This window comes from Empedobacter sp. UBA1574 (assembly GCF_002322895.1).
In the GTDB taxonomy this organism is placed as follows: domain Bacteria; phylum Bacteroidota; class Bacteroidia; order Flavobacteriales; family Weeksellaceae; genus Empedobacter; species Empedobacter falsenii_B.
In genome coordinates this window covers 107,758-118,992 of record NZ_DCOI01000020.1, presented here as the reverse complement: position 1 = coordinate 118,992, position 11,235 = coordinate 107,758, and the positions used below count along the sequence as shown (strand labels likewise).

The 11,235-nt window shown below is 29.5% G+C and carries 12 protein-coding genes; 2 read left to right on the top strand and 10 right to left on the bottom strand.

Annotation, left to right across the window (positions count from 1 at the left end; translation table 11 throughout):
* Window positions 1-322 precede the first annotated feature (322 nt).
* Both B3578_RS05785 and B3578_RS05780 read left to right on the top strand, forming a co-directional pair.
* On the top strand, window positions 323-565 hold the full coding sequence (locus B3578_RS05785) for a hypothetical protein (RefSeq protein WP_291047256.1): 243 nt from the start codon (window positions 323-325) through the stop codon (window positions 563-565).
* A gap of 48 nt (window positions 566-613) precedes the next feature.
* On the top strand, window positions 614-1,369 hold the full coding sequence (locus tag B3578_RS05780) for a GLPGLI family protein (protein ID WP_291047254.1): 756 nt from the start codon (window positions 614-616) through the stop codon (window positions 1,367-1,369).
* Between the two features lie 148 nt (window positions 1,370-1,517).
* Here the strand turns inward: B3578_RS05780 and B3578_RS05775 are convergent, their stop codons facing one another.
* From B3578_RS05775 to kdsB, 10 genes are all read right to left on the bottom strand, one after another.
* Window positions 1,518-2,237 (bottom strand): GLPGLI family protein, encoded by a 720-nt coding sequence (locus tag B3578_RS05775; protein WP_291047252.1) that lies wholly within the window; start codon window positions 2,235-2,237, stop codon window positions 1,518-1,520.
* A gap of 498 nt (window positions 2,238-2,735) precedes the next feature.
* The gene (locus B3578_RS05770) at window positions 2,736-3,260 is read right to left on the bottom strand and encodes a DUF4136 domain-containing protein (RefSeq protein ID WP_291047250.1); all 525 of its coding nucleotides are present in this window, start codon (window positions 3,258-3,260) and stop codon (window positions 2,736-2,738) included.
* A gap of 84 nt (window positions 3,261-3,344) precedes the next feature.
* On the bottom strand, window positions 3,345-3,860 hold the full coding sequence (locus B3578_RS05765; protein WP_291047248.1) for an NUDIX hydrolase: 516 nt from the start codon (window positions 3,858-3,860) through the stop codon (window positions 3,345-3,347).
* Window positions 3,861-3,908: 48 nt separating this feature from the next.
* Window positions 3,909-4,796 carry a site-specific tyrosine recombinase XerD gene (gene xerD / locus B3578_RS05760; protein WP_180905186.1) on the bottom strand — a complete coding sequence of 296 codons (888 nt, stop codon included), beginning with the start codon at window positions 4,794-4,796 and terminating at the stop codon, window positions 3,909-3,911.
* Window positions 4,797-6,380 carry a S41 family peptidase gene (locus tag B3578_RS05755; protein WP_291047245.1) on the bottom strand — a complete coding sequence of 528 codons (1,584 nt, stop codon included), beginning with the start codon at window positions 6,378-6,380 and terminating at the stop codon, window positions 4,797-4,799.
* A 7-nt stretch (window positions 6,381-6,387) separates the two neighbouring features.
* On the bottom strand, window positions 6,388-6,831 hold the full coding sequence (locus tag B3578_RS05750) for a deoxycytidylate deaminase (RefSeq protein WP_291047243.1): 444 nt from the start codon (window positions 6,829-6,831) through the stop codon (window positions 6,388-6,390).
* A gap of 6 nt (window positions 6,832-6,837) precedes the next feature.
* The gene (locus tag B3578_RS05745; protein WP_280035452.1) at window positions 6,838-8,799 is read right to left on the bottom strand and encodes a site-specific recombinase Gcr; all 1,962 of its coding nucleotides are present in this window, start codon (window positions 8,797-8,799) and stop codon (window positions 6,838-6,840) included.
* A 108-nt stretch (window positions 8,800-8,907) separates the two neighbouring features.
* Window positions 8,908-9,576 carry a LolA family protein gene (locus tag B3578_RS05740; RefSeq protein ID WP_221627915.1) on the bottom strand — a complete coding sequence of 223 codons (669 nt, stop codon included), beginning with the start codon at window positions 9,574-9,576 and terminating at the stop codon, window positions 8,908-8,910.
* 79 nt (window positions 9,577-9,655) lie between these two features.
* Window positions 9,656-10,207 (bottom strand): HNH endonuclease, encoded by a 552-nt coding sequence (locus B3578_RS05735; protein WP_038332702.1) that lies wholly within the window; start codon window positions 10,205-10,207, stop codon window positions 9,656-9,658.
* A gap of 144 nt (window positions 10,208-10,351) precedes the next feature.
* On the bottom strand, window positions 10,352-11,095 hold the full coding sequence (gene kdsB / locus B3578_RS05730; protein WP_221854531.1) for a 3-deoxy-manno-octulosonate cytidylyltransferase: 744 nt from the start codon (window positions 11,093-11,095) through the stop codon (window positions 10,352-10,354).
* Between the last annotated feature and the right edge of the window lie 140 nt (window positions 11,096-11,235).

Sequence of the window (11,235 nt, the reverse complement as noted above, 5' to 3'; positions counted from 1 at the left end):
ACAAGGGGAAGATTACAATACAATTTTAAAAATGAAATAATAAATATAATTATGGAAAACCGTAATTTATAAAAATAAAAAAGTGACTTTAGTCATTAAAAAACATTACTTAACATAATTAGTATTATAGAACATAAAAAAAAACCTCCATTTGGAGGTTTTGTATTTTACATAAAATCTGTTATAGAATATTATTTAATTACAATTTTAATGTTAAAAACTCCTTTTTCATATTTTAATAAATTAAGTATTTAAAATATTGTTATATATAAATTATATATCTATCTTAGATAAATTAACAATAATGTTTAAACTAAAAAAAATGAAGAAATTATTATTATTAGGAATCTTTGCTATTTTTGGATCATCGTCTGTTTTAGCAAATCAAACATCTCTACAGTTAAAAACTGAATTTTTTGGTGGATGGTGTAATATTAAAGTATTCCATGCTGATGGAACACTTGCTGGAGAAACAATAGTATGGACTATAACAGAAGATGCATGTAAAAGAAAAGCAGAAGAATATCTGCAAGAGGTTGCAGATAGATTAGCAGGCGGAGAATAAATAAAAAAAGGCTATTATTTAATAGCTTTTTTTATACACTTAATAATTATGGAAAGGAAGTTAATTTTATTGTTATTGAATATTTTATGTGTAAATATTGTTTATAGTCAGAATTATAAATTAGAATACGAGTTTAGAAATTATATATCTATATTTAATAAAACGACTATATATAATACAACATTAGAATACAATGTAAAAACAAAAGAAAGTTTGTATACAGTAGAAAAGAAATTAAAAAATACAGATACTAATTCGATAGATGCCAATAACATTGTGTTAAATCAAAATTTTTTAGATAATGATTTGATATATAGTAATTTAAAAGATTCTGTTGTAATAATACAAGAACAAATAGATGTAGAAATGTTCATATTTAAAGAAAAAACCCCTAAAATGAATTGGAAGATATGGGACGAAATAAAAAAAGAAAATAATTTGAATATTAGGAAAGCCACTACTTCTTTTAGAGGTAGGAATTATACTGTTTGGTTTACATTAGATATTCCAATTTCTGTTGGTCCATGGAAGTTTAATGGATTACCTGGAGCTATTGTTTCTATTGAAGAAGATAAAAAAAGATACTCATGGTTTTTAAAAAACGCTACAAAAATTGAAGTTAGTAATATTAAAAACCCTTTATTAGATACTTCATATGAAATTAAAAATATTGAAGAATATCCAAAATTGAAATTTGAAACACCAGAAAGAATTAAAAATAAACTAAGAGAAATAGATAGTAACTTTAAATTTCCAAAAAGAGAAAGAGTTGATATAGAATTAATATTTGAGTGGGAAAAATAAAAAAATTTATAATATAGGAATGATCAATTAGGCAATATAAAATAATAAAGGTGAGTTATTAAAACTCATCTTTATTATTTTGGCACCATCTCTTAAAGAGTGTAAGTATAAAAGAGACTTGGGTTTTATTTTTTTAGTCTAACCTTTTTTATTTTTGTAAAAATGTTTCATTAAAATTTATATTGTCTTTTTGAATCATTTTATCAAAATCAGTTTGATTTAACTGTTTTCCCTTTATTGGTTTAGAAATTTTAAATTTATCACTCACATTGACTTTTATTGCTGAATAAATTTGTTTATTTTCTTGATTTCCATCTTTATTAATTATAGTTAATTTTAAAATGACTCCAGGTAAACCATCATAATTTGTTGGACCATTTTTAAAATCAAGCTTAGGCGCATACCAAGCTTCAATAAATGTATTCTCTGACTCTTGAAGGATAGCTTTCTTCACATCAAATCCTAAAATTTTTGTATATTCTTTTTTAAGAATCCATTTCATTTGTTTAATAGAATCATAAATAAGTAGATTCTTGTTATTATAATTTATTTCTGAAAGGGAATACTTCTCTTTAATATTTTTATAATAAAACCCTCCTGGTCCGCTTACAAAACTTATTGATGCTCCACTTTTATTTTGCGAATTGTCTACTCGATCAATTTTATTAAAAGTCGATTCGTTTTTAGAAGTAATTAACTCAAAATATAACCTATTGTCGTTGCTATTTTTATATATTTCTTTACTTATTTGATTTGTAGTTTTTTCAAAATCAAACTCATTTCTGAATTCATATTCAATTTTTAATTTTTCTTGACAGAATATTGTAGTAAAAGATAGAAGATATATTATTGAAAGTATTGTTTTCATAAATTATGATTTAATTATAGATTAACTAATATAAAAGTATTTTGAATAAATGTATTATAGGATTAGCAAATTTGTTTACTTTTTTAATTTTATTATTATGTATGCTGTCTTATTAAATTTGTATATAAATCATTATTAATTTATATAATTATCAATAGTATAAAAATATAATATGGAAATATAGATATTAGAAATAGTAAAGTTATTTATTTTTCACTCGTGATGACACAGAAAAAATATATTAAAAATGGAAGAATTTGTAAAAGAAAAAATGGATCTTTCAGAGTTTGAAAATATCAATCATATTTCACTTAACATAATTGTTATTATCTACCAATATTTTTTAGGTTAAAACGTTGGTTTACTGAAAGTGCCGTTTTGAATAAATTATTTCAGTTAGAAAAACACGCTGGAGACCGCATTTTACCGTTGGAATCGGATATTCAAATCAGTCAAAATTTTAAACAAAAAACCTTGAGAAAAATCTCAAGGTTTTTGTTATTTCTTTTTAGGTGGAAATTTTTGCAACAATTTCGTTACACCTTTCTGAATATTTGCTGCACGAGCTTCTGGCGAAGCTTTCAATGGCATTTGAATTTTCAAGGTTCCTTCCCAAACCAATCTTCCTTCATCCTTCATCGAAATCGTATAATTTTGATTTAATTTTTGAGACATAATCGGAATTCCAACCGAAACTCCACCTCCAAAACCATAGCCACCCGTTCCCATTCCAATTCCAACATTAGAATTTTGTTGTTTTGAAACATATTCTTCTGGCTTCACGTCTAACGTTAAATTTCCATCATTCGACTTCTGAAAACCTCTGTATAACATTCCTTTTTCAATCGAAGAATATAATCTAGCAGAATCTAAATCATTCAATCCTAAATTTCCTGTTTGCGTAAAAGAATACGTTCTATTTGTTTCAAAATCAAAATCTCGGTCATAATCTACCGCTACATTCTGCGTGCTACACGAAACCATTGTTAGGAAAATAGCACTTAATAAAAGTATTTTTTTCATTGTTAATATTTTAATGATGAGAACCTGAAACGAGTTCAGGTTGACAAATCACGCCCGGTTGAACTTATTTCAACATCATGTGAACTATTTCAAAGAATTAATATAAATTTCTACCACTTTTCTTAATGAATCAAAACCAATGTCGTCTAAATTAATTTCGTTGATAGCAATCCATTTTATAGCTGCAATTTCATCTTTTTCAAGAACAATTTCTTCGTCAGGAAAATCAGCAATAAATGCTAAATCACACGTTTTATACGGAACTTCTTTGTACTCGTATGTATTGGGTTGCGAAAGAAAATACTTGAAATTCTCTAAAGGAATTTTAATTCCTAATTCTTCTTCAATCTCTCGTTGACACGTTCTTTCTGCCGACTCATCTGGATCTGTAAATCCACCAGCTAAATCTAACATTCCCTTTTTTGGTTCTTTATTACGAACAGTAAACAAGATTTTGTCATCTTTTTTAAGAATAACCGCCACCGCAGCAGCTACGTTTTGATAATAGACCAAATCGCAATTGTTGCATGTCATTTTTCTAAAGTCAAAGTGATCGATCGTATGTCCACAATTGGGACAAAACTTGAATGATTTTATCATTTCTTTTCTATTTAATGTAAAATCTGAAACAGATTCAGGATGATTAAACTATTTATTTCTCGGGTGAAATTTGATAATCGCATCTCGAATAAATTCTTGATCAACATGCGTATAAATTTCAGTCGTCGTAATACTTTCGTGTCCCAACATTAACTGAATTGCACGAAGATCTGCTCCATTTTTCAATAAATGAGTCGCAAAAGAATGACGAAATGTATGCGGACTAATTGTTTTTTTAACTCCAGCAATTATCGATAATTCTTTCACGATTGTAAAAATCATCACACGTGTCAGGTTTTTACCTCTTCTATTTAAGAACAAAAAATCTTCGAAACCAGCTTGTATAGGAAGATGAATACGAATACTTTCTTTGTACAAGTTAATATATTTTATCGTATAATCGCTAATCGGAACAAGTCTTTGTTTGTTTCCTTTCCCAATGACACGAATAAAACCATCATCAAAAAAGAGATCAGAAATTTTGAGATTTATCAATTCCGAAACACGCAAACCACAACCATAAAGCACTTCTATAATCGCACGATTGCGCTGTCCTTCTGGTTTTGATAAATCAATTACTTCAATCATTTTATCAATTTCTTTTTCAGAAAGTACATCAGGAAGTTTCATCCCAATTTTTGGAGTTTCGAGCAAAGAAGTTGGATTATCTTCTCTAAAATCTTCGAGTTGTAAGTACCCAAAAAAGCTTTTCAAGCCAGAAATAACACGCGCTTGCGAACGCACGCTATATTCACTCGATGCAAAATCGTGTACAAAATCCCTTAAATCATCTTGTGAATAATCTAAAGGTTGTTTATCAGAATAATTAATTAATTTTTGAATATCGCGTAGATAACCTTCAATTGTATTGGCAGAAACTCTTTTTTCTAATTTCAGATACATTTGATAGTCATACAAAGCATCTTTCCACAGCATTTACTTCGTTATTTTTTCAAGTTCAAAAATACGCTTTATCATTTCATCTTCGGGCATCCAAACTTGATAAAATGCACGAGAACCATATAAAGTTCCAGCAATTGTGGCTTTCATGTAGTTATCAACAGTTGTTGAAAAGACAGGGTTAAACTCATTTGAAGGAATTCCTAAAACACCTAAAAACTCATTTCTATACATCCCAGCACTAAAATATTTTAGATAAATTGCTTCGTTATGAAACATGAAAAAATCGTGAATTGAATAAATTTTCTTGAATAAAAAGTCATTAAAATAATTTGCATCTTGATTATAATACAACCAGTTCGAAACCGAATTTGTATCTAATGCAACAAACTCATCAGGAATAATTCCACCACCACCGTACACTTTTTTACCTGAAGGCGCTGTAAACTCTAAATCTTTATTGATTTTAATTGAGTCTTTACTATATAATTCACCCGATTTTAAACGTTTGTATAAATCGTCGCTGTATTTTGCCGTTTTTTTATCAAAAGGTTTTTGAATAGATCGTCCAGAAGGTGTGTAATAGTTTGCAACAGTCAAACGTACCTTAGTACCATCTCCTAAACTAATTTCGCGTTGCACCAAACCTTTACCAAACGAACGACGACCAACGATAATTCCACGTCCGTAATCTTGCAAAGCTCCCGCAACAATCTCACTCGAGGAAGCAGAATTTTCGTCCATTAAAACATAAATTTTCCCTTGCTCGAAAAGACCTCTATTTGTAGCGTAAATATATTTTTTACGTTTTTGTTTGTCTTGTGTGTAAACTATCAATTCGTTTTTCGTCAAAAATTCATCTGCAATTTCTTCTGCAATATGCATGATTCCTCCAGGATTTCCGCGTAAATCGAACACCAAAGTTTTCATGCCTTGATCCAATAAATTTTGTAAACCTTCGTGAACTTCATTTGCAGAATTTTCAGAAAAACGAGTCAATTTAAGATAACCAATATCTTTCGTTAACATATGTTTTCCAGTAACCGTAGGAATTGGAACAATAGTTCGATTTAGCGTAACAGAAACTGGTTTTCGATCGCGAATAACAGATAGTTTAACTTCCGATCCTTTCTTACCTTTCAATAAACCTTCTATTGTTTTATTATCTTTTGCAACCAAAGATTGATTATCTGCAGCAACTAATTGATCTCCAAACTCTAGTTTACCATAATTTTTCGTTCCAGGTAATGTACGTTCAACAACAATGGTGTCATTCATTGTACGAAATTGAATACCAATTCCAACAAATTCACCTTTCAATTGTTCTTCTGCCTTTTGTACAGAAGCTTTGTCGATATATGTGCTATGTGGATCTAGCTTGGCAACCATATAATGAATCGCATCATCAACCAAACTATCCGAATTAACATCGTTCACATATTCATTGTCAATCAAAGAAACTAATCGACGAATTTTTTGTTCGTTATCCGAATATTGCAAACCTACAATATCCTTGTTTTCATCGAACGCAAAGTCGTATTTTTTCCCAACCATAAAACCGATTAAGAAAATAATCATCACAACTAATACGATATTAATAACCTTGAAAAAACTTCTCATTAAAATGCTAACTGTATAATTCTTCTTCTGTAATTTGTCGAATTGTAATTCCTGATTTTTCTAAAAACTCTAACCCAGAAAGATCTTTGTATTGTTGAATGTAAACGATGCGCTTTATACCTGCTTGCAGAATAAGTTTGCTACAATCTGTACAAGGCGAAAGTGTAATATACAATGTCGCTCCTTCTGCAGATTGTGTAGACGTTGCACATTTTAGGATTGCATTTGCTTCGGCGTGCAAAACATGCCATTTTGTATTCCCTGCTTCGTCCTCGCATTTGTTCTCAAAACCACTTGGCGTACCATTGTAACCATCAGAAATAATCATTCGATTTTTAACAATAATTGCACCAACTTTTTTGCGTTCACAATAGGATAGATTCGCCCATTCAAAAGCCATTTTAAGATAAGCTTTATCGTAACGTAATAGTTTTTCAAAGTTTGTTTCCATTTGTAACTAAGCTTCTTCTTTGTTTTTTGTCCATAAAGGCGGAATAAAAAATGGTAATGGATTTCGGAAAAATGCTTTTAATGTATGTGAAATCATCGTAAAAATCTTATAAAAAGGAATATTATTAGATCGCATTGCCATTAATAATGATAAGATAAAACTAACTAAGAAGTTGCTCCAACCAACCATGAAAATTGCAATAAAACCTATAATCATTGGTCCAATATCAAAATGATAGCCCATTCCTCCAATACCAATCGCGAAGTTTCCTGAAACGAAAGTAATATGTCGAATATCGAAAGGTTGACCTGTAAAATCCCCAATCAAAAAGGCACATCCCATCATAAAACCGAATGCAACATTACCGACAACTCCTCCCATATTTTTCTCAAACCAATTCGAAATTCTTCTTCTTCTACGTTCTGAAAATGATTTCTTCAAAATTGGATGATTATAAATACGTTCTGGAATATTATGAAAACGTTGATTATTAATTGTAATTCCCGAAATTAATCCTGAAAGGAATAAGAAGACTCCAGCAATTGCTCCGAAGTAAAAAATATGCCAATCCATTGTCACCACTTCTTCCCAATAATGATAAGCTTTAGAATATTTTAAAACTTCTAATCCTAAGATTTCGTTGAGTAAATAAAATATTCCTAATGAAACCACAAAACCCGCAACAACATTTCCTAAAAAAGCAATCATTTGGCTTCTTACTAATTGCGCAAATAAAGTTGTAAAATCTTTCACATTCAGTTCAGAACCAGAAGTTGGCACAAGCGAACGAGCTAAACGAGCCGCTGTCATAGAAGGCTGTTTTGTAGCAAGCGTCATATGTGTCAAATAAATCGTACAGAAACCAACAGCGTAATTAATACTAAAGAAAAAAGCTTTAAACAATGGCGATGTATCATGTATATTTCCAATTCCGGTTTTGATAAAACACAAAAAAGAAACAATAAAGCCACCTCCACAAGCTGTCCAAAACATCTTATTATACTCTTTGGCTGTCTGCGTAATATATTTTTCGCCCGTTTTACCATTATGATAAGTCACTAAGAAAGTGATTAAATAAACCGTAGAACCTAACTGATTACTCATAAAATTCTTTGGTGCATAAAATTCAACCCATTTCTTTGTTGCAAGACTATAGAAAGAAATTATTCCGTGTAATCTTAGTTCATTATAACTATTTAAAATTGTTTGCAAACGAACTAATTGTTGTTGCAAACGATTGATTTTTGATGCAACTTTCAATGAAATTCCTTTGTAATCTTTTTGTGTTAAAATATCGTTTAACAAATGTTTACATTTCGAAATACTTTCTTTAATTTCTAACATATCAAAGCCAGCTTGTGGATTTTCGATAATGTTACTAATCTGCATCGAAAGTTTAGAGAATGGATTATCAAGATAATTAACCTCGTTACTATAACGCATCATTTCTTTGTCCGAAAACCCACCAGTAATACGAACCGTCAAAATAGAAATTGCTTGTAAAAGCTGATTTTGAATATTATTAACGTTTCCTTTAAAATTATCTGGTTCGATATCTTGATACAATACTTCGAAAAATTTTCGCCAACGATCTCTTGGAATAATTCGGATTGCTGATAAGTTTTTCGAATTATAAAAAATCTCATTTACCACAGAAGTTAATTCATTATTATCTTCAATATCCGGTAAAAGAGAATCCATTATTTTCTTTCTAAAAATGGATAATAAATTATCTTCCAGATGAATTCCACTATCTACTAAATAGCTAACGAAATTGATTTTCCCGAATGTATTTTGAAGTTCTTCGCGAAAAATTAATCGATATGTAGGGTTATTTTGAAGTTTAGAAATTAGATCATCTATAAAAGAAATTGAATCTGGATAATCTTTTCTTGCTTTCTCTAATAATCTTAGAAAAAAGCTCTTCTCGTATTTTTTATTTTGATCAAATATAGAGTCTAAAGCCATATTTTAATTTCTTCATTCAGAGTACAAAAGTAAAAAACTTATACTACCTAAGCAGTATAAATCAACAGAAATAAAAAAGTGATTCTTGATGAACCACTTTTTATATATTTAGAATTTAAAATTTTTCTTATCTATTGCTGGGTTGATTTTTATGTCATTAAATTTAATCACATATTCTCCTCCATCAACTGGTTTTCCTACCACTTTTGTGGCAAAAGATAATCCGTTATACGTCTTGAAATTAGAGTAATAAAGTGTTTCGTCTTTATTTTTTTCCATTACAATTTCGTACGAATTTTTATCAAAACAATATATTGTAGAATTTGTATTTTTTGTTAATTCTATTTTGTAACAGCTATTATTTTGATCGTATTTATCTACACCTAAGTATTTTACTTTAAATCCTTTTTGTTTATATTTCAAAATATCCGAATCAAAAGAGTCTGGTTTATAATCTTTTACAGCTACATTTTTCTTAGCAACTTCACTGTATGTCCATCCCATTCTACCATCATATCCTTCGTTCAAGATTTCTTTTCCATTCATCACAAACACTACTTTTTTGTTGTAAGGGCGTTGATGATAAACAATCATTGGATAAGAATCTCCAACATTTATAATGGCTTCTCCTTTTAGGATAATACTGTTCAAATTATTCCAAGCTGCTTCTCCTCCTGTTTTTTGAATATGAGTTTCGATTATTTTCTCTGCATTTTGTGCAAATGTAGTCACAGAAAATAATGAAATCATAAGCGCGCTAAACGTCAATTTCGACATAAGAACTTTTTTAATTTTTAACAATCTGTCGAACAAGATATAAAAACTAATTTAAAGTTCTGTAAAGAAATATTGTCTTTTAGTCTTTTTTAACTTCTATATGAGCCCAATTTTCACCTCTTAAAATACGGTAAACCTGACCTTGAGAAATATTAAATTGTTTTGCTAGTGTAGAAATTTTTGTTTTTCTATTTGGATCAATTAATTTCTTTTTCAGACGAATAACTTGTGCTTCTGTCAACTTACTATTTGGAATACTGTCTAAACGAGAACGTCCTTTCATCATTCTAAATAAATCCTTGTTGTGCTCTTTCCATTCGTCCAATGTTGCCCATTTCAAATTATCCATTGCGTTGTTTAATTTGTTATGATCCAAATGCACTACATATTCTTTATTGTCTTTATTTGGTAAAAAAGTTTCGGCAACCATTTTATGTACATATTTAGCTGTACGTTTTCCGTCTGCTTTTGTTACCCAAATCGCACGATAACCATTGTTAATCGCTCCTTCTAAGATTTTGTATTTATCTTGTCCTGTGTATAATTTTTTTACAAGACCATCTTTTGAAACTAAAAAGGATCTTTTTTCAATTAATCCTTCTGCTTCGTATTCTTTCCATGAATCACTCATAATCACTATTTTACTTATTTACTCCATTTTACAACAACATTCATACCGAAATATTTTTTTAAGTATTAATTAACTTAATTATTTCATTTCCACGTCAAGTATAGCTGATTTTAGGGCAAATATAAATCATAAAAAGTTTAAAGATTATTTTTTAACAATAGTGGATAAGTACTTTTTTGCACGCTCTAAATCTTCTGGTGTATCAATTCCTACTCCTATCGATTCGGTTTCAATCACTTTAATCTTCATTCCATATTCCAAATAACGTAATTGTTCTAATTTTTCTGCACGCTCATTTTGACGCATTTCAAGTGTTGAAAACTTCAACAAAGCTTCTTTTCTAAACGCATAAATCCCTAAATGACGAAAATAATTTGGTGTAAAATTAGTTTCACGTGCAAATGGAATTGCTGAACGCGAAAAATAAAATGCAAAATCGTTAATATCAGTGACCACTTTTACAAAATTAGGATTGTTAATATCTTCTTCCTTTGTAATGGATTCTTTTAAAGTCACCACATCTACAGTTTTTCCCAATTCTCCATCAAAAGAGGATAAAATATCTGCCAAAGCTTTTTCGTTCACAAATGGTTCATCGCCTTGCACATTCAAGATAATATCACATTCTATATCTTGTATAGCTTCAGCAATTCTATCACTTCCTGTTTCGTGATCTTTGATACTCATGATTGCTTTTCCGTTGTGCGAAACAATTTCATCAAAAATTAAATCAGAATCTGTCACCACAAAAACATCGTCAAACAAATTAGTAGCGACAACATTTTCGTACGTCATTCTTATCACAGTTTTATCGCCCAATTGTTGCATCAATTTACCTGGAAAACGTGTTGCTGCATAACGAGCTGGAATTACGGCTATTTTTTTCACAATTTTTAATTTCAAATTTCTGTAAATTTAAAATAGATTCGGCTGAAATGCTTCTTTAATCAACAAAATAATTATAGTATCTTTGCTAAAATAAATTTTCTGTATGAAGATTGCTTTCAAAATTTTGTTATTTTTGATTT